The sequence below is a fragment of the Soonwooa sp. genome (genome assembly GCF_030151385.1).
Lineage (GTDB): Bacteria > Bacteroidota > Bacteroidia > Flavobacteriales > Weeksellaceae > Soonwooa.
The window spans coordinates 103,143-125,011 of the sequence record NZ_JASLDS010000026.1 but is presented as its reverse complement, the minus strand read 5'-3'; the positions used below and the strand labels follow the sequence as shown (position 1 = coordinate 125,011).

General features: G+C 35.1%; 23 protein-coding genes. 4 read left to right on the top strand and 19 right to left on the bottom strand.

Annotated elements, in window-relative coordinates; translation table 11 throughout:
* Window positions 1-42: 42 nt before the first annotated feature.
* From Q1V95_RS04205 to proS, 3 genes are all read right to left on the bottom strand, one after another.
* Window positions 43-1,377, bottom strand: a complete 1,335-nt coding sequence (locus Q1V95_RS04205) for an Nramp family divalent metal transporter (RefSeq protein WP_300670643.1) — start codon at window positions 1,375-1,377, stop codon at window positions 43-45.
* A gap of 104 nt (window positions 1,378-1,481) precedes the next feature.
* Complete coding sequence (locus Q1V95_RS04200) at window positions 1,482-2,822, bottom strand: OmpA family protein (RefSeq protein WP_300670640.1); 1,341 nt, start codon at window positions 2,820-2,822, stop codon at window positions 1,482-1,484.
* Window positions 2,823-2,901: 79 nt separating this feature from the next.
* Window positions 2,902-4,377 carry a proline--tRNA ligase gene (proS, locus tag Q1V95_RS04195; RefSeq protein WP_300670637.1) on the bottom strand — a complete coding sequence of 492 codons (1,476 nt, stop codon included), beginning with the start codon at window positions 4,375-4,377 and terminating at the stop codon, window positions 2,902-2,904.
* Between the two features lie 145 nt (window positions 4,378-4,522).
* On the opposite strand from proS, the gene Q1V95_RS04190 reads away from it, so the two are divergent.
* Both Q1V95_RS04190 and Q1V95_RS04185 read left to right on the top strand, forming a co-directional pair.
* Window positions 4,523-5,560 (top strand): prolyl-tRNA synthetase, encoded by a 1,038-nt coding sequence (locus Q1V95_RS04190; RefSeq protein ID WP_300670629.1) that lies wholly within the window; start codon window positions 4,523-4,525, stop codon window positions 5,558-5,560.
* A gap of 53 nt (window positions 5,561-5,613) precedes the next feature.
* Window positions 5,614-7,044 carry a hemin receptor gene (locus tag Q1V95_RS04185; RefSeq protein ID WP_300670625.1) on the top strand — a complete coding sequence of 477 codons (1,431 nt, stop codon included), beginning with the start codon at window positions 5,614-5,616 and terminating at the stop codon, window positions 7,042-7,044.
* Window positions 7,045-7,099: 55 nt separating this feature from the next.
* On the opposite strand, the gene Q1V95_RS04180 is transcribed toward Q1V95_RS04185, so the two are convergent.
* The 16 genes from Q1V95_RS04180 to Q1V95_RS04105 form a co-directional block, all read right to left on the bottom strand.
* A complete protein-coding gene (locus Q1V95_RS04180; protein WP_300670622.1) occupies window positions 7,100-7,222 on the bottom strand; it encodes a hypothetical protein in 123 nt (40 codons plus the stop codon).
* A 52-nt stretch (window positions 7,223-7,274) separates the two neighbouring features.
* Window positions 7,275-7,613: a HopJ type III effector protein gene (locus Q1V95_RS04175; protein WP_300670620.1), complete on the bottom strand. Its 339-nt coding sequence runs from the start codon at window positions 7,611-7,613 to the stop codon at window positions 7,275-7,277.
* 87 nt (window positions 7,614-7,700) lie between these two features.
* Complete coding sequence (locus tag Q1V95_RS04170) at window positions 7,701-9,035, bottom strand: MFS transporter (RefSeq protein ID WP_300670618.1); 1,335 nt, start codon at window positions 9,033-9,035, stop codon at window positions 7,701-7,703.
* A 21-nt stretch (window positions 9,036-9,056) separates the two neighbouring features.
* Complete coding sequence (locus tag Q1V95_RS04165) at window positions 9,057-9,665, bottom strand: bifunctional nuclease family protein (RefSeq protein ID WP_300670615.1); 609 nt, start codon at window positions 9,663-9,665, stop codon at window positions 9,057-9,059.
* A 275-nt stretch (window positions 9,666-9,940) separates the two neighbouring features.
* Window positions 9,941-10,888 (bottom strand): electron transfer flavoprotein subunit alpha/FixB family protein, encoded by a 948-nt coding sequence (locus tag Q1V95_RS04160; RefSeq protein WP_300670613.1) that lies wholly within the window; start codon window positions 10,886-10,888, stop codon window positions 9,941-9,943.
* Window positions 10,889-11,008: 120 nt separating this feature from the next.
* Window positions 11,009-11,755 (bottom strand): electron transfer flavoprotein subunit beta/FixA family protein, encoded by a 747-nt coding sequence (locus tag Q1V95_RS04155; RefSeq protein ID WP_300670610.1) that lies wholly within the window; start codon window positions 11,753-11,755, stop codon window positions 11,009-11,011.
* A 73-nt stretch (window positions 11,756-11,828) separates the two neighbouring features.
* Window positions 11,829-11,981 carry a hypothetical protein gene (locus Q1V95_RS04150; RefSeq protein WP_300670607.1) on the bottom strand — a complete coding sequence of 51 codons (153 nt, stop codon included), beginning with the start codon at window positions 11,979-11,981 and terminating at the stop codon, window positions 11,829-11,831.
* Window positions 11,981-12,688: an SDR family oxidoreductase gene (locus tag Q1V95_RS04145; protein ID WP_300670604.1), complete on the bottom strand. Its 708-nt coding sequence runs from the start codon at window positions 12,686-12,688 to the stop codon at window positions 11,981-11,983. Before Q1V95_RS04145 ends, Q1V95_RS04150 begins: the two co-directional genes overlap by 1 nt.
* Before the next feature lie 64 nt (window positions 12,689-12,752).
* On the bottom strand, window positions 12,753-14,135 hold the full coding sequence (locus Q1V95_RS04140) for a dipeptidase (protein WP_300670602.1): 1,383 nt from the start codon (window positions 14,133-14,135) through the stop codon (window positions 12,753-12,755).
* A gap of 78 nt (window positions 14,136-14,213) precedes the next feature.
* The gene (locus tag Q1V95_RS04135) at window positions 14,214-14,450 is read right to left on the bottom strand and encodes a hypothetical protein (RefSeq protein ID WP_300670599.1); all 237 of its coding nucleotides are present in this window, start codon (window positions 14,448-14,450) and stop codon (window positions 14,214-14,216) included.
* 295 nt (window positions 14,451-14,745) lie between these two features.
* Complete coding sequence (locus Q1V95_RS04130; protein ID WP_300670596.1) at window positions 14,746-15,903, bottom strand: class I SAM-dependent methyltransferase; 1,158 nt, start codon at window positions 15,901-15,903, stop codon at window positions 14,746-14,748.
* 143 nt (window positions 15,904-16,046) lie between these two features.
* Window positions 16,047-17,204 carry a methylmalonyl-CoA mutase family protein gene (locus tag Q1V95_RS04125; protein WP_300670593.1) on the bottom strand — a complete coding sequence of 386 codons (1,158 nt, stop codon included), beginning with the start codon at window positions 17,202-17,204 and terminating at the stop codon, window positions 16,047-16,049.
* Window positions 17,205-17,206: 2 nt separating this feature from the next.
* Complete coding sequence (locus tag Q1V95_RS04120; RefSeq protein ID WP_300670591.1) at window positions 17,207-17,557, bottom strand: septum formation initiator family protein; 351 nt, start codon at window positions 17,555-17,557, stop codon at window positions 17,207-17,209.
* The gene (gene udk / locus Q1V95_RS04115) at window positions 17,557-18,168 is read right to left on the bottom strand and encodes a uridine kinase (protein WP_300670588.1); all 612 of its coding nucleotides are present in this window, start codon (window positions 18,166-18,168) and stop codon (window positions 17,557-17,559) included. Before udk ends, Q1V95_RS04120 begins: the two co-directional genes overlap by 1 nt.
* A 101-nt stretch (window positions 18,169-18,269) precedes the next feature.
* Complete coding sequence (locus Q1V95_RS04110) at window positions 18,270-18,830, bottom strand: ElyC/SanA/YdcF family protein (RefSeq protein WP_300670761.1); 561 nt, start codon at window positions 18,828-18,830, stop codon at window positions 18,270-18,272.
* Window positions 18,831-18,970: 140 nt separating this feature from the next.
* On the bottom strand, window positions 18,971-20,104 hold the full coding sequence (locus Q1V95_RS04105) for a ferredoxin--NADP reductase (protein ID WP_300670586.1): 1,134 nt from the start codon (window positions 20,102-20,104) through the stop codon (window positions 18,971-18,973).
* Between the two features lie 80 nt (window positions 20,105-20,184).
* Here Q1V95_RS04105 and Q1V95_RS04100 point away from each other — a divergent pair, with 80 nt between their 5' ends.
* Window positions 20,185-20,820 carry a TlpA disulfide reductase family protein gene (locus tag Q1V95_RS04100; RefSeq protein ID WP_300670583.1) on the top strand — a complete coding sequence of 212 codons (636 nt, stop codon included), beginning with the start codon at window positions 20,185-20,187 and terminating at the stop codon, window positions 20,818-20,820.
* A 69-nt stretch (window positions 20,821-20,889) separates the two neighbouring features.
* Window positions 20,890-21,867, top strand: coding sequence for an iron ABC transporter permease (locus Q1V95_RS04095; protein ID WP_300670580.1), 978 nt, complete (start codon window positions 20,890-20,892; stop codon window positions 21,865-21,867).
* Window positions 21,868-21,869 lie beyond the last annotated feature (2 nt).

Genomic DNA, 21,869 nt, shown 5'->3' with positions numbered 1-21,869 from the left:
TACAAACTTCTCTTACACTAACTTGCGTTTTTTTTTAAGAGCCTAAAGTTCTTCTATCGTTAAATAAAGAAGATATAAGTTAAGACAAAGGATAATCGCACTGATGATAATTACCAAAACTTTTAGCCAAGACTTGTTAGCAAAAACGCCCATTTTCAATTTAGAATTTGTAAACTGAACCAACGGAATTACAGCAAAACTTAACTGCATGGATAAAATAATTTGGCTAAATACAAGCAATTTGGCAGCGCCTCTTTCACCATAAAGTATAGCAACAATCATCGCTGGCACTACAGCGATAAGTCTTGTAATAAGGCGTCGCACCCAAGGTTTTAATTTAATATTAAGGAAACCTTCCATAACAATTTGACCAGCCAAAGTTCCTGTTAATGTTGAGTTTTGACCAGATGCCAACAAGGCAACACCAAAGAAAATACTCGCTAAAGTTGTTCCTAAAAGTGGTGTTAAAAGTTTGTAAGCATCGGTAATATCAGCAACATCGTGATTGCCAGAAGTATGGAAAGCCGCTGCCGAAAGAATTAAAATAGAAGCATTAATAAAAAATGCCAACATTAATGAAAAACTACTATCAATAGTCGCGAATTTAATCGCTTCTTTTTTCCCTTCGGTAGTACGTTCGTAATCGCGCGTTTGGATAATACTACTATGCAAATACAAATTATGTGGCATCACCGTAGCACCCAAAATACCTATCGCGATATACAACATGTGTCGATCCATCACAATTTCTTTTTGAGGAACGAGACCTTGCAACACTGGGAAAAGTTCGGGTTTGCTGACAATAAGTTCGTAAACGAAACAACCCAGAATTATAAATATTAATCCACCAACAATACTCTCGATAATTCTGAAGCCTTTGGACTGCAAAAATAAGATCAAGAATACATCCACAACTGTAATCGCAACTCCCCAAGTCAAAGGAATCCCAAATAATAAATTAAGCGCAATAGCGGTACCAATAACTTCTGCTAGATCACAGGCAGCAATAGCAATTTCGCACAAAATCCAGAGCATAAAATTGACACCAGGTTTGTAATGATCACGACAAGCTTGCGCCAAATCTCGTTCTGCAACAATACCTAACTTAAGTGACAAGTGTTGCAAAACAATTGCGAAAAGGTTTGATATCAAAATGACAGACAAAAGCGTATAACCAAATTTTGCACCTCCTTCGATATCGGTTGCCCAGTTTCCTGGATCCATATAGCCTACTGCAATCATTAATCCTGGTCCAGTAAAGGCAAAGAGCTTGCGCCAAAAGCCTGCGTCTTTCGGAACTTTTATTGTTGAATAAACTTCTTGAAGAGAATGTTGGTGTTTTTCTCTTCGCCAAGCTTCTTTAGATTTTTTGAACATTCAAAATGTTTTGTTAGAATAATCTAACAAAATTACATAATTAATTCATTACCACAAAAAAAAGCTGCTCAATTGAGCAGCTTTCTTTAAAATATGGATCTATATTATTTTACGAAACGAATCGCTGTTTTTCTGTCAGCTTCTCTTTCTTTGTCAGAAGCAGTTGCAGGAACTGTTGCGAATTGCGAACCGTAACCAGCAGCTTCTTTAACTTGCGGTGTACCTAGAGCTGTTTTAACAGCTAAAGCACGCTCTTGAGAAAGTTTAAGGTTAGCAGCTTCGTCACCTTTTTTGTCAGTGTAAGCACCTACTTTGATGTTAGCATCTGGGAATTCTTTAAGAATCGCTTTCAAATTATCTAACTGAACTTGAGATTCTGGTGTCAACTTAGTCGAATTAAATTCGAAGTTTAAGTTATCGAAATTAAACCATTTGTCTTTAAGTTGCGCTTCAGTATCATTTTTGTACTCATCAGATTTTAAGAAAGTTACAATTTGATCTTCGATACCACCTTTGTAAGCGTTAAGTGTTTTACCGCTTGGCAATGTCACAACAACACTTTCTCTTTGTGCTGGCACAGTTGCAGCCTTCGCAGTATCACTCGGACTCGCCGTACTTACTGTATCAGTATGGACAGAAGCACTATCCGATGTACCTGTTGGTGCTGTATCTGCTTTTTTGCCACATTGTTTCCATAAGAAGAAACCTACCAATAACAAAAGTAATAATGGAAGTAACCACTTAAGGATTGAACCTCCGCCACCATTATCATTATTATTTGATGGAGGTGGTGTTGGTGTTGGTTTAGAAGTCGGTGTATGCACATCGCCACTTCTTGTTACATGTGCACCAGATTCAACATACTCAGTTTCTGTATTAACAACTGGCTTCGGAACTTCTACTGTTGGCGTAGCTGTGCTTGCCGCAGCTGCTGCACCTCCAAGACCTAAACCTGCTAAACTAAGACCTGCTGGTAACAAACTAGAAACGATTCCTTTTTGATCATTTAATAGATTTGTAAATGCATTATGGTCAAGGTTGTTATCAGAAATATACTTACCTAAAAAACCAAAAGTACTACCTCCAACCAAGTCTAATAGTTGATGACCTGAAGCTGGACTTACACCTGCAAAATTAGAAACTGTATTAACAACAGTATCTGTCTTGCTACCAAAGATTGTTGAAATGACTGACTTAATGGTTGCAGCAACACTGTCAGAACCACTGGTCATCTGTGAAACAAAATCGGAAGATGCAAGACTTTTCAAACTGTTGAAAATACCTCCATCTCCCGAATTATTAGCCATACCACCTACAATTGCAGGTAAAAATGCGCTGATTGCATTGGACACATTCGAATTGTTTTCACCTAAATGTGTTGATACTTGTGATACAATTTCAGGGGTAAGTTGACCCTTGATAAGATCGATTAAGTTAATTGCCATAAGTGTTTATTTTTTTGATAGTACTAATGTAATCAAAATCCACACCAAAAATTAACTTTTTCTCAAAATATCATCAATTTTAATATGCTTTCGCAAATAGAACACGTTGTTTTGATGCTTTACCCGTAATTAAAGACACTCCCTCTTCCATTTCGTTTTCTAAAGGAATACATCTAATGGTTGCTTTGGTTTCTTCTTTAATTTGAGCTTCTTCTTCTTCAGTTCCGTCCCAGTGTGCAGCAACAAAACCACCTTTCTCTTCTAAGACTTTTTTAAATTCTTCATAAGAATCTACTTTTGTAATATGAGAATCTCTGTATGTTTTTGCTTTGTTATAAATATCTTCCTGAATCGTTTTCAACAAAGTTTCAATATAGACATCGACATTGTCAATAGCTTGTACTTCTTTTGTTAAATTATCTCTACGCGCAATTTCTACTGTTCCGTTTTCTAAATCTTTTGGACCAATTGCAACTCTTACAGGTACACCTTTTAATTCATATTCAGCAAATTTCCAACCTGGTTTGTTTTGCGTATCATTATCAAATTTAACAGAGATACCTTTTGCTTTTAGTTTATCTTGAATATCCAAAGCAACTTTACTGATAGCTTCCAACTGTTCTTCTCCTTTAAAAATAGGAACAATAACAACTTGGATTGGTGCTAAACTCGGAGGTAATACCAAACCAAAATCATCCGAATGCGTCATAATTAAAGCACCCATTAATCTTGTTGAAGTTCCCCAAGATGTTGCCCAAGCATGTTCAATTTTCCCTTCTTTATTGGTAAATTTAACATCAAAAGCTTTAGCGAAATTCTGTCCTAAAAAGTGAGACGTTCCTGCTTGTAATGCTTTTCCGTCTTGCATTAATGCTTCAATACAGTAAGTTTCTACAGCTCCAGCAAAACGTTCCGATGGCGTTTTAACCCCTTGGATAACTGGAATCGCCATGAAGTTTTCTGCGAAATCAGCATACACAGCATTCATTTTAGTTGCTTCTTCTACCGCTTCAGTTTCTGTTGCATGCGCCGTATGTCCTTCCTGCCAAAGGAATTCTGCTGTTCTTAAGAAAAGACGTGTTCTCATCTCCCAACGTACAACATTAGCCCATTGGTTGATAAGGATTGGTAAATCTCTATAAGATTGAATCCAACTTTTATAAGTGTTCCAAATAATTGCTTCCGAAGTTGGGCGAACAATAAGCTCTTCTTCCAATTTAGCATTCGGATCTACGATTAGTTTTCCTGGATTGTCTGGATCATTTTTAAGACGATAATGCGTTACAACTGCACATTCTTTGGCAAAACCTTCTGCGTTTTTTTCTTCAGCTTCGAACAAGCTTTTCGGGACAAACAAGGGGAAATAAGCATTAACGTGTCCTGTTTCTTTGAATTTGCGATCCATCTCGTCGCGCATTTTTTCCCAGATAGCGTATCCGTAAGGCTTGATAACCATACAGCCACGCACGCCAGAGTTTTCTGCTAAGTCAGCTTTTACAACCAATTCGTTGTACCATTTGCTGTAGTCTTCTGCCCTTGTTGTTAACTTTGCCATAATTTTTTAAATATTTCTTTTAACTTTTCTTTATTTTCCTAATCTAAAATAAAAACAGTAATTTTACTGTCCTATTTATCGTACTTTTTGGTACAAAATTGGTATAAAGAAATGCAAATATAATAAACTTAATACTCTGTTGAAAATGAAAACTTTTAACAATTATAACATTTTTAATCTTATTAAGTCAAAAGCCTTAATAATGATTTCCAGCAGCTTCTTGCTAACTTCTTGTGTTGTGTACACTGGAGGCTATTCCGAAACTGATGGTGTATATTATGACCCTAATAGAGATAGCCTTCCACAAGGATATTCTGGAAACTATGGTAACCAAGTTGATCAATATTATGATTACAGTTCTTCTGACACTGGTCTTGTTGAACAAAATATGAAAAATCAACAACTTAGTAATGGAAGATATGGTACTTATGATTCTGATTGGGGAAATTATACAGGAACTGACACTTACATAACCAATAACAATTGGGGATGGGGACCTAGCTATTATGGTTGGGGTGCTCCTTACTACGGATCTAACTGGGGATTCGGTTGGAACGTAGGATTTAACTGGGGTTGGGGAAGCCCTTGGTACTATAATAGTTTCTATAATCCTTATTGGGGTTATGGATACGGATATGGTGGCTATTGGGGCAACTACTACTCTCCTTACTCTTATTACGGGTATGGTGGCGGATATTATCCATATTATGGATCATCTTACTATGTACCAAGAGGAACAAGAAACACCAATGGTAATCGATTATCTGGAATGTTAAGAGAAACTAGTGCTAGAAATATTAGCAACTATGACAATTCTGGAATCAGAAACTCTAATGGAGGTAGCCGTAACCAAGGAATGATTAATAATAACGGAGGAAGTAGAAATCCAAATAATACTGGAGGTTTCAGAAATCCACAAGGCTATCAAAATCAAGGTAACAATACTGGTAGCATTCGCTCTAACAATGGAGGATTCCAAAATAGTGGAGGCATGAGAAATGACGGTGGTATGAGAAATACTAGTCCTATGCAAAACTCTGGTGGTTTCCGTAGTGGTAGCTCTAACAGTGGTGGATTCAACTCTGGAGGTGGTATGCGATCTGGCGGAGGCAGTATGGGTGGCAGCACTGGCGGAGGAATGCGCTCTGGTGGCGGAGGCGGCATGAGATCTGGTGGCCGTTAATCTATTTAAAATTATAAATTCAAAAAAATAGTCTTTATACAAAGAACTTTAATATGTTAAAAAGAACATTACTGATACTGACTTTACCTGCTGCTTTCTATCTACAAGCGCAAGATATATCAGAAATTAGAAATACGACTGATGTCTATAACAACAACAGCATCAATGGAACTGCAAAATATGTTGGTATGGCTGGATCGATGGGTGCACTTGGAGGAGATATATCGAGTGTTAGTACCAACCCAGCTGGTTTAGGTGTTAATATTGCGAGTGACCTTAGTTTGAGTCTTTCGACTTTCTCTAACAAAAATACAAGTACAATTGCTGGCAAATCGGCATCGAACACCACTAATAAAACAGACTTAGGAAACGCATCGGCTATTATTTCATTTGACTTGAGCAATCTTAATTCTAAATGGAAATTTGTTAATGTCGGTGTAAGCTACAATTCATCATTTTTGAATGAAGCAATTGGCACACCTGGTAATAGCAATATTGTTATTCAGAAAGATTTGATCGATGCTAACAACAATCCTTTAGTTGGTAATCTATCTTATCAAGGTCATGTCTACAATAGAGATGGTAGGTCAGACAAAACTAATTTTACAATTGGTGCCAACTATGATAACAAAATCTATCTAGGAGCTGGTGTTAATATGAGTAATATTAGTTATTCTCAGGATGATTATTCGTTCTTTCATTTGGATGCGAACAATGTGACCGACTCTTTTGAAAAACAATACACGCCATATCTAGAACAAGCAAAAGGTTTCTCAGCTAATTTTGGTATTATTGGTAAAATTAGTAATCAATTCCGTTTGGGCGCTGCAATCGAAACACCAACTTGGTGGAATATCGATCGCGTTTTCAGAGAATATGGTACGGCTAATGATGGTTACATTAATTCGTCAGATTTTTCGGAATCTAGAGATTTGAGAACGCCATTTAAAGCGACTTTGAGTGCTGCTTTTGTACCAAGCAAAAATTTTGCTTTCAACGTGGATTATATCCAAGGACTTAGCAAGCCAAAATACACAACAACAAGTGCAGTTAATACAGACTTAAATGCTTTTTATAACCAAAATTATAATAACTCATCCGAAGTTAGATTGGGTGCAGAATACCGTTACGAAGGTTTCCGTCTAAGAGCTGGTTATGCCTTTGCGAACAATCCGTTTAACAATATGATGTTGTTGAGTTATAATGATGCAGGTGCAATGCAAGATAGCAACTACTCTAACCTTATGCTTTCTAAAAGAAATACATTGGGAGTTGGTCTAGGTTATGATTTCAAAGCATTTTATATAGATGCTGCTTATCAAAATGTATCTTCGGAATATAACAATCCATTCCTATATGGATCAGCAGCTAATGGTACAGGCTATTACAGTAATAACTTTGATGTTAACTCTCCTGCTTATGCAGTTTCGAAAGTTAAAAATCAAATGAACAATTTGGTATTTACATTGGGTTGGAAATTCTAAACCAAACTTAAACATAACAAAAAAGCTATTCGGATTTCGAATAGCTTTTTTTATGTTAAGATTGTTGCAACTCTTTATCGGTCGGTTGCGTTTTCTTCTTGGTAACTTTTTTAACAACATAATCAATCACGATTGGTGCCAAAATAGTCAGAAGTGTTCTAAGTAATCTCGATTTCATAATGTTAATATTTAAGACATTAGAAACAAGATTTAAGCCAATTTACTTTTCTTTATTTTTCGACTAAAGCTTCACCATCGAATTTCACATCATCCCAACCATACTTCATAAAGTTGCGAATATTTTGATGGTCATTGCCCTCTGGATCTTGTAATACTTCTTTTTTATAGTAATCTCCAAACAAATCTAAAGTCTGCTCTTTATTAAGATTATTCATTTTGGCAAAATAAAAAATCTTGCACGAACCATTATTTTGATTGGCTATATTAATTTGGTCACCGTTGGTAAATTTGGTTGGAAAGAAATCATAATGTTTGTCAATATCAGCGATAACATTATTAAAATCGAAATTCGTTTCTCCGTTTTTTATTTGTTCTAAAATTGTACTCATTTCTATAAAAGTTTAAATTCAAATTTACAATAAAAAAACTCCGAAGCCAATGACATTCGGAGTTTTATATAAGTTAAATATTCTCTCTTAATGAGAAATATTACTTGTATCTTCTGGTTTGTGCTTGTGTTTAAAAATCAAAGCAAACAACACTGTTACTACCAACGCATAAGATGCAAAGATGTACCACGATGTTTTCCAACCATCCAATTGTTCTAAAAGATCTGTTTTGCTAAACACAAAATGATTTACAATTTCTTGAGCACCAAGCATACCTATTGTTGCACCAAAACCATTGGTCATCATCATAAATACACCTTGTGCAGACGAACGAATTTCTTTGTTGGTTTCATTATCAACATAAAGTGAACCTGATACATTGAAAAAGTCAAATGCAATACCGTACACAATCATCGAAATAACAAACATCCAAACGCCCGATCCTGGATTCCCTAGACCAAACAAGCCAAAACGTAAAACCCAAGCTGTCATTGCCATTAGCATTACTGTTTTGATACCAAATCTTCTTAGGAAAAATGGAATCAAAAGAATACAAAGCGTTTCAGAAACTTGTGATAAAGATATCAAAGCATTTGCATTGTGTGCTCCCCAAGTATTTGCGTATTCTGGGATTTCTTTAAATGTTGTAATAAATGGATTTGCATATCCATTTGTAATTTGCAACGAAACGCCCAATAACATTGAGAAAATAAAGAAAATTGCCATTTTCTTATCCTTGAATAATGAGAAAGCTTTTAAACCTAATGCATCACTCATCGATTTCTTTTCAACGGATTTGTCGACAGCGCAATTCGGTAGTGTGAAACTATATAAGAATAACAAAATTCCTAAAACTCCAGAAACATAAAACTGATTGTAGTCTGACTGAAAACTTTTGAAACTAGGGTCTCCCGAGAAATTGAAAGTGTAGCTTCCGTTTTCGACACCGAAGAAATTCACAAAAAGCATTGCAACGATAAAACCAACAGTACCGAATGTTCTAATCGGTGGGAAAGCCTTAATCGTATTGAGATTATTTTGTTTCAGAATGGTGTAAGCCGTGGAATTCGACAATGCAATTGTCGGCATAAAAAAGGCAACACTTAAAGAATACAAGGTAAAAATCGTTGTAAAATCAACATTAGCACCTGCTGATTGTCCGTAATATCCGGCACTGATGATGAAGATTGCTGCCAAGAGGTGATTAATCCCTAATAATTTTTGAACAGGAATCCAACGGTCAGCAATAATCCCCATAATCGCAGGCATAAAGATTGAAACAATCCCTTGCATAGCGTAAAAAAGTCCTATTTTAGGACCTAAACCGACAGAACCAAGATAATTCCCCATTGAGGTCAGGTAAGCACCCCACACAGCGAACTCTAAAAAGTTCATGATGGTTAAACGTAATTTTATGTTCATAGTAGTTGAAAGTAAATAGAATTATTCAATTTTTCGGTTACGCTTTTTGATTTCTTCTTGAATCTTTAAAGCGGTGTCAAAATCTTCTTCTTTAACAGCATCGTCCAAGAGTTGTGATAAGTCTTGTGATGACAAACTGGATAGATTATTGGTTTCGGTTTGTTCTTCTTTTTCTTCTTGCACTTCCGCAGAAAATTCTTCGGGTTCGCTAATTTCTAAAAGAATACCTGCTTCGCTAAGGACTTGCTCGGTTGTGAAAATTGGTGCATCAAATCGTACAGCCATCGCAACAGCGTCTGATGTACGCGCATCCAAGATTAACTCTTCGTCCGAAATGTTATTAATAAACACCAAATTCGAGAAGAAAACGCCATCTAAAATTTGATAGATGACAACAGAACCAAGCTTGTACTGCGTAGACTTTACAAAGCTTGTAAACAAATCATGGGTTAATGGTCTAGGAGGTTGTATGTCTTTTTCTAAACCAAGAGATATGGATTGTGCTTCGAAATTACCAATAACCACAGGCAACTTGACACCTGTCTCTTCATGTTCCAAAAGTAATGCATAAGCACCAGATTGTGTCTGGCTATAGGAAATTCCTCTGATGATAAGTCTTTTATAATCCATCTAGCAAATATAAAGTTTTTTAGGTATTCAAGGCTTTGTTTTTCTAACAAGTATAATTAATTGATTTGTAATTGTCTATGCTTGAAAAATCCTAAATTTTGTGAATTTGGCATTTCCTAATTATCCCCTGTTGCGCCCCGACTTGAGTGGAACTCCTTTTTTTTGCTTGGCCTAAAAGGGTTGGCAAAAAAAGAGTGGGAACGGAAGGCGGAAATGGCGCCCAAATAAAAAAGCCCGAGAAGATTCTCAGGCTTTATATCGAGTCTAAAAATCGGTTAAGATTTGAAGGCTTTTAATTTTTCTGTTAAAGCAGGTACAACTTGGAATGCGTCACCAACTACACCATAATCTGCAGACTTGAAGAACGGCGCTTCTGGATCGTTGTTGATAACAACAATTGTTTTGGAACCGTTAACGCCCGCAAGGTGTTGGATTGCTCCAGAAATACCAATTGCGATGTATAAGTTAGGCGAAATCGCTTTACCAGTCTGTCCCACGTGCTCAGAATGAGGTCTCCAACCGATGTCAGCAACTGGCTTAGATGACGCTGTTGCAGCACCTAGTACGTTTGCCAAATCTTCGATCATTCCCCAGTTTTCTGGACCTTTAAGACCACGACCTGCAGAAACAACGATTTCGGCTTCTTTAAGGTCTAGCTTACCAGAAGATTGCTCGTGGCTAACCACTTTTGTATCTTCGTTTGCGATGCTAAGTTCTTTGATGATTTCTCTACCTTCAGTTTGATTCTCTTTAACACCGAAAGCATTTTGAGATACTGTAAGGATTACATTTTTCGCGTCTGCTTTTGCATGCATATAACCTTTTCCTGAGAAAGCTTTTCTCTTCACTTCGAAAGGAGAAAGTGAATCTGGGGCTGCAATTACATTGGTAATTAAAGAAGATCCTTTGATAATAGATAGCATTGGCGCGATTGATGAAGCATCTGTTGTATGTGGGAATACGATGATATCTCCTGTGAATACTTCTGCAATTGCTTGTGCATAAGCTTTTGCGCCAAAAGACTTAAGACCTCCATCTACGATATGGATTACTTCTTCTGCACCATATTTGAATAATAAATCTGAAGAATCTGTTGGGTTGATAGCGATTGCTGTAACTGTATCACCAGCTTGTGTAGCAATTGCTCTAGCGTAAGAAACTGCTTCGAAAGCTGCTTTCTTGTAAACGCCATTTATATTTTCTGCATATACGAATATTGCCATTTTCTTAAATTTTAAATTTTGGATTATAAATTTTAAATGATTTATTTGAGATTTGACATTCGATTTTTGAGATTAAGACTGCAAAATTTCAAATTTCAAATCTTCAATTTCAAATCCTAATTAGATAACTTTAGCTTCTTCGTGAAGCAATCTTACCAATTCGTCTAAGTTGTCAGGAGAAACCAATTTAACAGCTGCTCTAGCAGGTACGCTATCAAAAGCTGTAGCTTCTACTTTTACTTCAACCGCTGAAGGCTCTACAACTTGTAAAGGCTTCGTTCTTGCAGACATAATACCTCTCATGTTCGGGATGATAAGGTCTTTCTCCTCAACCATACCTTTTTGACCAGCGATAACTGCAGGTAACTTAACAGAGATAGTCTCTTTACCACCTTCAATTTCTCTAACAGCGTTAGCTTCTGGACCACTAACTTCTAGACCAACACAAGCGTTAACGAAAGGTTGCTCTAGCAATTGAGCTAACATCCCTGGTACTGCTCCACCGTTATAATCGATAGATTCTTTACCAGCGATAATTAAATCATAAGCGCCATCTTTTGCAACTTTCGCAATTTCTTTAGCTGTAGAATAGCTGTCTTTAGCTTCCATGTTAATTCTGATCGCATCATTTGCTCCGATAGCTAATGCTTTTCTGATAACAGGTTCTGTTGCAGCATCACCAACGTTAACCACAGTAACTGTAGCACCTTGGCTTTCTTGTAATTTTATAGCTTTTGTTAAAGCAAATTCGTCCAAAGGATTAATTACCCATTGGATTCCGTTTTTGTCGAACGCAGATTTGTCTGCGGTAAAGTTAATTTTACTTGTCGTATCAGGCACACTGCTGATGCAAACTAATATTTTCATTTGGATAATTTTTTTGAAATTAAGCTTTGTAAATATACTAAATAATACTATGCACGCATAATATTTTGTTATTTTATGAATAAGAATCGCCGAACAATTGATTCCGAGCAATATCATAAGATTCTTCAAAAAGTTTTGAATTAAATTTTAAAACAAATCCAAAGTTTTGACAAGAATCATAATTCCCAAAAATCATTTCTAAATCCGAAATCTTATTTCCTCTCATTATTTTTTGACTTGTGATGCTCGAAGTTCAACTTTCGCAGGTAAAACGCGAGGATCCATTTTCACCATATTCAGCACCAAATCGCCAATATCTCGTGGTTGTATTTTCCAAGACTCTTCTTCTGACGGTTCCGAATTATTAAAATAAGTATTAATCGATCCTGGCAAAATGACAGAACATTTAATATTATACTTTCTAAGATCCAACATTGCAGCTTGGGTAAAACCAACAACACCAAACTTAGAAGCATTGTAGCCACTTCCCTTTTCAAAAAAGTATTCGCCTGCCAAACTCGCGATTGAAATAAAGTAACCTTCGGTTTTCTTTAAAGCTTCAATGCTCGATTTTAAAGTATAAAAAACACCTGTCAAATTGGTATCAATCATATCTTGCCAATCATCGACACTCAAATCTTCAATGGAAGCAAAATGTCCCAAACCTGCATTAGCAATCACCAAATCTAATCTTCCGAATTTCTCCACAACTTTCGAAATCGCTTTTTGCTCATCTTCAAATTTTTTAACATCGGAAACAATTCCTAAAACACGTTCACCAGAGGCGTCCAATTGTTTTGAAGCTTTTTCTACATCTTCTGCTTTACGCCCCGAGAAAGCGATTCGGAAACCATTCTCCAACAAGACTTCTGCAATCCCAAAACCTACACCTTTTGTTCCACCTGTTATATAGGCCACTTTATTTTCTGACATATTGATTCTTTAGTTTTACAAAAATAAAAAAAGACAATCCTTTCGAATTGTCTTTTAATACATTTTAACCTTTTGTATAATACTCAAAGAAGTAAGGAATACTCTCAATACCTTTGTAGTAATTGTACAATCCGTAATGTTCGTTTGGCGAATGGATGGCGTCAGTGTCCAGACCGAAGCCCATTAAAACTGATTTTGCACCCAATACTTTTTCGAATAAAGAGGTAATCGGAATACTTCCGCCACTTCTATAAGGAAGAACTTCTCTACCGAAAGCTTGTTCCATTGCTTTTTTAGCTGCTTGGAATTCTTTAGTGTCGCTTTCCAAAACATAAGGCATTCCACCGTGGTGCGGCGTAACTTTAACCTTAACACTTTTAGGAGCGATCTTCTCAAAATATTTTGTGAACTTCTCTGTAATTTCTTCAGGTGTTTGATTCGGAACCAAACGCATAGAGATTTTAGCAAAAGCTTTAGAAGCGATAACTGTTTTCGCACCTTCGCCAGTATAACCTCCCCAAATACCATTAACATCTAATGTTGGGCGGATAGAAGCTCTTTCCAAAGTTGTATAGCCTTCTTCACCTTGGATATCGTTTAGTCCAATTGATTTTTTGTAGCTTTCTGGATCATCCTTTAGTTTGTTCATTTCTTTACGATCTTCGTCAGAAACTACCAATACATTATCGTAGAAACCATCAATTGTTATGTGTCCTTTATCGTCGATAAGATCACCAATCATTTTAGCCAAAACATTAATTGGATTCGGAACTGCTCCTCCATAAAGTCCAGAGTGTAAATCTCTGTTAGGACCTTCCACTTCTACTTCTACATAACTAAGACCTCTAAGTCCTGTTGTAACAGTTGGCTGCTCAACCGAATAAATATGCGTATCCGAAATTAGGATAACATCACATTTTAGTTTTTCTTTATTTTCTTCTAAGAAATCAGCTAAACTTGCAGAACCAACTTCTTCTTCACCTTCGATGATAAATTTAACATTACAAGGTAAAGAATTTGTCTTCATCATCGCTTCGAAAGCTTTAACATGCATGAAGAATTGTCCTTTATCATCCGCAGAACCACGTGCGAAAATTGCACCTTCTGGATGTAATTCTGTTTTCTTAACAACCGGCTCGAAAGGATCGCTTGTCCACAATTCTAATGGATCAGCTGGCTGAACATCGTAATGTCCGTACACCAAAACCGTTGGCAAAGCTGGATCAATCATCTTTTCGCCATAAGCAACTGGATAACCTTTCGTTTTGATAACTTCCACATTGTCAGCACCAGCTTTCTTCAAGTGATCAGCAACAGTGTCAGCACATTTCAGAACTTCGTCTTTGTAAGCTGGGTCAGCACTAATTGACGCAATTCTTAATACATCAAACAATTCGTCTAAAAAACGTTGTTTGTTTTCCTGAATATAATTTTGAGTTTCGTTCATATCTAAAACTATTTGGAATTAAATGATATAAAAAATGTCTCACCTGAGTAAGACATTATATATTGTGAGAATCTATTATTACTTAACTTTAACGCTATCAACTTTTGCAGCTTCAACAGGCGCAGCAACCGCAGTCTGTACTGGAGCAGCTTTTGTTGTGTCTGCTTTTGCTTCGTAAGTTCCATGTGGTGCGTTAGGATCATCGTATCTAACAACATCGTCAGTTTTCTTAAGACGACCTTTGTTACCTCCTTCTGGTAAACTACATGATACTACAAATAAAGCTGAAGCCAATAATAAAAGAGATTTTTTCATTCTTAAAATTTTAAAGCTCAAAATTACTAAAACTCGCTCGTACAACAAAATAAATATCAGAAATTTATTCCGATTCTTGATAATTGTTTTTAATCTAAGAGCCTTTTCAAAATTCTTAAGTCTAATTTGTTTAATCAAAATAAACGAAGTTTATTCTTAATTAAACATTAAGAAATTTAATAAATCGATTTGTTTATTTAGTTAAGAAATCAATAAATCGATTTTTTTAAAGGTTTTTAAGCGCATTTCTGTTAAATCTTAATTCCTTAATGTTAAAAAAAAATCGCAATAATATTTAAACAAGCTCCAAACTTCGGAGGACTAATTTGGCTTTTTGACTTTGTGTAAAAACTAAATAATCTTGTCCGCCGTCTTTTATTTTGTATTTCTTTTTAATCTCGTCTGGCGTCAATGGATGATTTTTAGAAATGATATTAAACTTTTCGTTTTTAATTAACTTCTTAGGATCAATATTTTCTACTTTTAAAATTCTTCCCGAGAAAGCATTTAACAATTCCGAAGACGTGTAAAGATGCGTATTTGGATGTAATTTCTTCAGTTTAAATAATTTCGAAACACTATTAAATCCACCCGACTTTAGAACGGCATTATTAGGTATATAAAGATAATCTTCGACTTCGCCAAAGTCAGCTTTTATCGACTTTTCATCTTCAAAATAAAATTCAAAATTAGAATCTTGACTTTCCAAATTAACACAAGAAATCAATGGATTCCCTGAATTAGAATTCTTTTCTAAAGTCAAAACCAATTCCTTAACATCATTTCGCCAAGCAATAATTTCGATTTTGGAAAGATGCTTAACCTCCGACACCAAATAACTAATATCAATCAACGGCGACAATTTAATAATAACTTTATCGCCAATTTCTAATAATTTATTTTGAATTTCTAAAATGTTGGGTGATAAATCTTCAAGCAAAAATTTCTTTTTAAAATTTTGATCACGGCGTGCTGGATCGAGATAAATGACATCAAAATGCTTTTTGTTTTGACTTAAAAAATCTTCTAAATCAAGATTGTGGAAATTCGCTTTTCTGCCAAGGATGTTCCAGTTGTGTTCAACAATTTTGATAAGTTCTGGATTCTGCTCGACCAAATCAATTTCCTCGAAATTTTTTGAAAGAAAATAAGCGTCAATCCCAAAACCGCAAGTCAAATCGAGGAAGTTTTCACCTTTTAAAAATTCAGCTTTATAAACGGCGGTAACTTCTGACGAAGCTTGTTCTAGATTGAGATTTGGAGGAAATATAATGTTGTCTTTCTTCAAAAACGGAAATTTCTTTTCGGCAACTTTTCGACCTTTAATCTGTTGCACAATTTCCGGCATGGAAACGCCATCAAAAGGCGATTTTTTCAATAACAAAGAATGCAAATCTGCGTCGAGATTTGCATTAATATAATTTTGAATTTCTGTACTTAGAAGTTTTTCCATTTTTAAAATATCTGAAACGACGTCAGTTCGAGTTTTTCCTGCAAGGAAAAGTATCGAGAACTTTAATTTTTTTTAATCTATTTTCGATACAATTTTTCTCATTTAGCATTCGAAAAATCACTCAAATTGACGATTAAAAAAAACTACTCAAACATTTCTGCCCAACGAACAGCTTTTATTTCGTTATCGTTGTAAAGATCAGAAACTTGTTTTGTAAGCTCCAATTTTGGATAAAGATTAACACCAATCAATTTGATTTTGCCCTCTTCTACCCAAGTTTGTTCTTTAGTTGCTTGCTCAAAAATCATTTTTTGAATTGCTCCATTTTTGATATTTTCTGCAAATCCACCTTTGTTTTCGAAATCCAAAAACAAAGTCCAAGCTTGCTCTGACAACTGACGCGTCACATCTTCGATCATATAACTTCCAGACGTTGCATCTTCAAAAACATTGATGATACTTTCGTAAGCCAAAACAATCATCTGTTTAAAAGACAATTCTTCGGAAAGTTTGGTTTGATTTTTAATTTTGAAATCGTTGGCGAAAACAGCATCAGCACCACCAATCATAGCTGCAGACAATTCTAGCGTCGAACGAATCAAATTATTTTCTTCGTCGTTGTTGGCTTTATTTCTAAAACTTGTCTCAGCAAAAATGTAGGGAAACAAATTCAATCCATATTCTTTAGAAAGCTGATTGAACAAATATTTAAAAGCTCTAATCTTCGCAATTTCTAAAAAATATTGGTGTCCAATTGCAAATCTGAAACTCAGTTTTTCTAAAATTTCCGATCCAAACTTCTCCACCAAATCTTTAGCTTTTGCTAATGCAATCGCCAATTGCTGAACCAACGAAGCACCAGCATTTTGATAAACCGAAACATCTACACCGATATTTCTTTTGAAATTATTATTAAGTAATGATTGTGCTAAAGCTTCATCAATATTGGCATCTTTAGAAAAAACATCAACCAAACTAACATATTGATTGGTCTCTACCGTTGCAAGATTCGCTAATTCTGGATTCGTAAAAAACAGCGTTTTCTCAGCAACTTTAACATCTTTATCGATTAAAAAAGCATAAGCATCTTCTTCCAAAAAGTCGTTGTATTTCGCAACAAGATGTGTACTTTCTTCAATTCTTGGAAGCTTTTCAGCTTTTGGCGTATTGTTGTTGTAATAAGCTTTAACAACAATATTTTCAAGATTTTCTTTAATTAAAATTGAATCAATATCATCGGTTTTCAATTGCTTTTTCACCAATTGTTCCCAATCTTGAAGACTAACTTTTGGAAATTCCATTTTTACTTTTTATCAATTTTTGTACTATCGGCAACGAGAATAAAGATTTCTTCATTAGGCTTTTTCATGAAATAATTTTCGCGAGCATATTTTTCTTTCTCGTCTTTATTATTCATTAGTTTTTTGTAGAAAGCATCGTTTTTCTCGTATTCGGCTTTGTAATAAGCCAATTGGTGTTCGTATTTTGTAATATCACCATTTAGCTCATTAACAACTAAAAAAGAGGTGTTGTCAAAGAATATCATCCATGCAAAAAAAGCCACCAAAGTGATGGTATATTTGTTAAAAATATAACTGGTCACAAACTTAAGAATCGGTGATTTTTTCTTGATATCTTTGATTAGCTCTTTCATTATTTTTTCAATGAATTGTTAATAACTGTAGTTAAAAAATCAATAGCCACCGTATTGTTTTTCATATTCGGAACAATAAGATCGGCTTCATTTTTTGATGGTTCGATAAACTCTTGGTGCATCGGCTTAAGCGTCGTTTGGTAACGGTGAAGCACTTCTTGCAAGTCTCTTCCACGCTCTTGTGTATCACGGCGAATTCTTCGGATCAATCTTTCATCAGAATCTGTGTGTACAAAGACTTTAAGGTCGTATTCTTTAAGCAATTCTTTGTTTGTTAAAACTAGAATTCCTTCAACAATTAATACATTTTTGGGTTCAACCAAAACATGATCTCCAGTTCTCGAATGTGTAACAAACGAATAAACAGGCTGCTCTATTGGTTGATTATTTTTTAAGGCTTTAACATGTTGCGTCAACAATTCGAAATCGATAGACTTTGGATGATCGTAGTTGAGCGCTTCGCGCTCCGCCAACGTCAGATGTGGGTTATCGTGATAATAATTGTCCTGCGAGAGAACGTTAACACCTTCTACATTAAGCTGTTGAAGAATTTTGTTAACAACAGTGGTTTTTCCAGAGCCCGTTCCTCCGGCAATACCAATTACAAGCATACTTTGATTTTTTACAAATTTAATTTAAAAATAACATTCAGCACAATAGAAATCACATGAAATATATTTTTTGAATTTTATATGTATAAAAAGTAAAATAACTAATCTTCTGTTGGCGAGATTCCTAATATATAATAGAAAACCGCTAAAGTTCTTGCCAAAAATTCTCGAGTATGATTTCGGTAGTAACTTTCATTCTTCGTAACATCTTGAGCGTCAAAACCTAAAGCATTCATATTATTATTTCTTGCAAAAAACAAAGCACGAAGATTATGAAAACCTTGAGACACGATGATGACATTTTTCTCCTTGTAGACGTCCTTACAACGCATAATGCTTTTGTGCGTGTTAAAACCTTTAGGATCTTCTATAATAATATTTGCAGGAACACCTTCTGTATAAACAAGGAATTTCTTCATCGCAGCAGGCTCATCATAATTCTTTGATTTTTCGCCACTCACGATAATTTTTTTGATTTTTCCATGATGATACAAGGTGCCGACAGCAGCCATTCTTGCAGTAAAATAAGGATTGGCAAAGCCCGATTTCATTTTGGGAGAAGTTCCCAAAACCAAAGCACATTCGCGAGGCGGAACTTTACTAATTTTGGTATAAGTCCTACCACTTGTCAAAGCGAAAACCCAGAAATTCGCTAAAAGCATTAGCAAAAAAATCAATTCAAGGCTGACAAAGATGGTCTTGAAAAAAGATTTTATAAACTTCCACATACAAACTGGTTCGCTAACTATATTTTTGAGACAGTGAATTTAACTATAATTTTTTAAAAACAGACTAAAAACTATTAATCAATAATATCAAAATCCAAAAATAAATCTTGACTCATCGCAATTGCCGAACAAGGCAAAATCTTGGATTCTGCAAGTTCTCTATCCGTAAGATACTCATTCTCTTCCATTTCCACTTCACCATTTTTAAGTTTGCAAAGACAACTACCGCAAACGCCAGACTTACAAGAATATGGAACATTAATTCCCAGTCCCAACAATTGTTGCAGAATTTTTCCCTTGTTATTTTTAAGAATAATATCTTCCTCTATCAGATGATTGTATTTAATTTTAACCTTGATATTTTCAACCAAAGGAAAAGCTTTTTCTTGCGGATAAATATCTTCGTTAAAAGATTGAAACAATTCAAAATGAATATCACGCTTCGGAATTCCGCGATTATAACAAGCATTGGCAACGCTTTTTATCATTTCTCCCGGACCACAAATCACGACTTTATCGGTTGCATCCCAAATCGTTGACTCCTCGTCTTCTACGTCCAAATGCAAAATCTGATTGATAATAAGCCCAACCTTTTTGTCATCGAATCGGCCTTCGAAAAGCAAATTATTAATCCGCTCCCGCGAGAAAAAATAATGAACAAAAAATCGGTCAGAATAATCTTGTTCTAATTTATCTAACTCAGATTTAAAAATAACATCTTGCTGAGTTTTATTACTATAAAATAAGAAAATCCTTGTGCTAGGTTCATGATGCAAAAGATTTTTGATTTGGCTAAAAATAGGCGTAATTCCAATTCCTGCAGCAAAAGCAAGAATGCTTCTTTTTTCGTCGGGTTTCAAAATCAAAGAAAAACGACCTTGCGGCGTACTGACAGACATCTCGTCACCAACATTATAGTTTTGATAAATCGCATTTGCAGAACTCTCTGGAGAACTGATTTTAATAGCAACTTCGAAGTTTTCTTCCTCGGGAGCAGTCGTTATCGAGTAATCGTTAATTTTTTCTAATTCATTAATATTGAACTTTAAGCCAACGTATTGTCCTGATTTATAAGCGAAAACAGATTTTAATTCTTGAGGAATTTCGAAACCCAATAAGAAACTATCTTTGGTTAAGTCTATTTTTTTAACTAATTTTAACCGATAAAACTGAGGTTGATTTCCAACTGCAAAAATTTGTTCTGTCATAGCCTCAAAATTAATCAAAAATTATCAAAGTATAATTTCGTAAAAACAATTTCAAGCTTTTAATAATCAAAATAAAATAAATGAGAAAATTAGTCTTAAGCCTTGTTTTGGGGGCGTCTTTAATTGCATGTAAAAACGATAAAGAACTAAAATTCGAAGAGAAAAATAAAGAAACTGATTCAACAACAATCGGTGCCAAAGTAGAAGAAGATTCTGCAATTATCCATAAAGATTTAGTAGAATTCCAGCCAGCACAAATGCCAAATATTTTGGCTGCAAAAACAAACGATACCTTATATGTAACCAACTTTTTTGCAACTTGGTGCCAACCTTGTATGATAGAAATTCCACATTTCAAAGAAAAAATGGAAGCTTTAAAAGGGCAACCTGTAAAATTCACGTTTGTAAGTCTTGATAACAAATCGGATTGGAAAACTTCGGTTAGCGATTTCGCTGATGAATATGGACTTCGCAATAATATCGTATTGCTTGATGGTAGCAATTTGACACCAGAATTTTTTAAAGAAAATTTTGACACTTGGAATGGCGAAGCAATTCCTTTCACATTAATGCGTCGCGGAAATATGGTCGACGAATATATGGGGTCGATGCAAAAAGAGGAAATAAATAGCAAAATCGATAAAATGATGGCTGCTAATTTTGCTCCAAACTTAGACCAACAGAAAGAAAAGAGTAAGATTACAGGCAAAAAATAATCAAAAAGACATCCACTTGGATGTCTTTTTTCTTTTTAATAATTGTACTTTTGGCAGACAAAATAAACTATGGCTAAAAGCTTCCGAATTCTTGGTTTTGCATTAGGCATCGGCATTCTTGTCGCTGTTGCTATCAACCTGAATATCGGTTTTATCCAATTACGTTTTCAAGATTTTTTTGATGAAAATTCTGTCAACGCTGCGATTGCCGACATCAGAATTAATCGCGTATTAGCGATGATTTTGGCAGGCATTTCGATTCCGAGTAGTGGTTTTTTGTTACAAGAATATTTTAAAAATCCTTTGGCTGGGCCAGACGTTTTGGGAATCACTTCGGTTTCGAGTTTGGCTGTTGCATGTTTCATCTTCTTTTCGCAATCTTGGATTTTGCCAGATTTCCTACAAAATAGTTTTATCAGCATCTCGGCAATTGGCGGAAGCTTGGTATTAATGCTGGTTTTGATTTTGTTTTCAAAGCGTTTTCAAAATGCGTCTTTTATTATAATTTTTGGTTTTTTAATATCTGCCTTGGCAGGTGCAATTGTCAGCATTTTGCAATTTTATGTCGAAAGTCAAAGTCTCAAAAACTACATTCTGTGGTCATTTGGTGCCAATAATAATGTAAGTCGTGAGCAACTTTTAATATTATTTTTAATCGTACTAATAGGACTATTTTTCAGCTTCAAATCTATAAAACCATTAATGGGAAGCGCTTTCGGAACTTCTTATGCACGAAGTATTGGTGTTAATCTTGAGACTTTAAAGTATTTCATAATTATTGCCACATCCCTACTATCAGCGTCTGTTACTGCGTTTTTAGGACCGATATTATTCGTCGGAATTGTCGTGCCACATTTTTGTCGTTTGTTATTTAATCCATCAAAACTTTGGCATCAATGGATTCTCAACATGATAATGGGAATTTTTATTATGTTAAGTTTTTCAATTTTATCAGAGTTGACGCAGTTCCCAATCAATATCATCACTTCGGTTATTGGTATTCCAGTTATACTTTTGATGCTTCTTAAACAATCTAAAAATATTTAATT

Excerpts from the sequence above, each read along its gene's own strand:
- Q1V95_RS04105 (WP_300670586.1), bottom strand. The coding sequence starts at position 20,104 with ATGACAGAACAAATTTTTGCAGTTGGAAATCAACCTCAGTTTTATCGG.
- Q1V95_RS04170 (WP_300670618.1), bottom strand. The coding sequence starts at position 9,035 with ATGAACATAAAATTACGTTTAACCATCATGAACTTTTTAGAGTTCGCT.
- Q1V95_RS04095 (WP_300670580.1), top strand. The coding sequence starts at position 20,890 with ATGGCTAAAAGCTTCCGAATTCTTGGTTTTGCATTAGGCATCGGCATT.
- Q1V95_RS04150 (WP_300670607.1), bottom strand. The coding sequence starts at position 11,981 with ATGAGAGGAAATAAGATTTCGGATTTAGAAATGATTTTTGGGAATTAT.
- Q1V95_RS04175 (WP_300670620.1), bottom strand. The coding sequence starts at position 7,613 with ATGAGTACAATTTTAGAACAAATAAAAAACGGAGAAACGAATTTCGAT.
- Q1V95_RS04140 (WP_300670602.1), bottom strand. The coding sequence starts at position 14,135 with ATGAACGAAACTCAAAATTATATTCAGGAAAACAAACAACGTTTTTTA.
- Q1V95_RS04185 (WP_300670625.1), top strand. The coding sequence starts at position 5,614 with ATGTTAAAAAGAACATTACTGATACTGACTTTACCTGCTGCTTTCTAT.
- Q1V95_RS04125 (WP_300670593.1), bottom strand. The coding sequence starts at position 17,204 with ATGGAATTTCCAAAAGTTAGTCTTCAAGATTGGGAACAATTGGTGAAA.
- Q1V95_RS04200 (WP_300670640.1), bottom strand. The coding sequence starts at position 2,822 with ATGGCAATTAACTTAATCGATCTTATCAAGGGTCAACTTACCCCTGAA.
- Q1V95_RS04160 (WP_300670613.1), bottom strand. The coding sequence starts at position 10,888 with ATGGCAATATTCGTATATGCAGAAAATATAAATGGCGTTTACAAGAAA.
- Q1V95_RS04135 (WP_300670599.1), bottom strand. The coding sequence starts at position 14,450 with ATGAAAAAATCTCTTTTATTATTGGCTTCAGCTTTATTTGTAGTATCA.
- udk (WP_300670588.1), bottom strand. The coding sequence starts at position 18,168 with ATGCTTGTAATTGGTATTGCCGGAGGAACGGGCTCTGGAAAAACCACT.
- Q1V95_RS04110 (WP_300670761.1), bottom strand. The coding sequence starts at position 18,830 with ATGCTTTTAGCGAATTTCTGGGTTTTCGCTTTGACAAGTGGTAGGACT.
- Q1V95_RS04190 (WP_300670629.1), top strand. The coding sequence starts at position 4,523 with ATGAAAACTTTTAACAATTATAACATTTTTAATCTTATTAAGTCAAAA.
- Q1V95_RS04130 (WP_300670596.1), bottom strand. The coding sequence starts at position 15,903 with ATGGAAAAACTTCTAAGTACAGAAATTCAAAATTATATTAATGCAAAT.
- Q1V95_RS04155 (WP_300670610.1), bottom strand. The coding sequence starts at position 11,755 with ATGAAAATATTAGTTTGCATCAGCAGTGTGCCTGATACGACAAGTAAA.
- Q1V95_RS04165 (WP_300670615.1), bottom strand. The coding sequence starts at position 9,665 with ATGGATTATAAAAGACTTATCATCAGAGGAATTTCCTATAGCCAGACA.
- Q1V95_RS04205 (WP_300670643.1), bottom strand. The coding sequence starts at position 1,377 with ATGTTCAAAAAATCTAAAGAAGCTTGGCGAAGAGAAAAACACCAACAT.
- Q1V95_RS04180 (WP_300670622.1), bottom strand. The coding sequence starts at position 7,222 with ATGAAATCGAGATTACTTAGAACACTTCTGACTATTTTGGCACCAATC.
- Q1V95_RS04100 (WP_300670583.1), top strand. The coding sequence starts at position 20,185 with ATGAGAAAATTAGTCTTAAGCCTTGTTTTGGGGGCGTCTTTAATTGCA.
- Q1V95_RS04145 (WP_300670604.1), bottom strand. The coding sequence starts at position 12,688 with ATGTCAGAAAATAAAGTGGCCTATATAACAGGTGGAACAAAAGGTGTA.
- Q1V95_RS04120 (WP_300670591.1), bottom strand. The coding sequence starts at position 17,557 with ATGAAAGAGCTAATCAAAGATATCAAGAAAAAATCACCGATTCTTAAG.
- proS (WP_300670637.1), bottom strand. The coding sequence starts at position 4,377 with ATGGCAAAGTTAACAACAAGGGCAGAAGACTACAGCAAATGGTACAAC.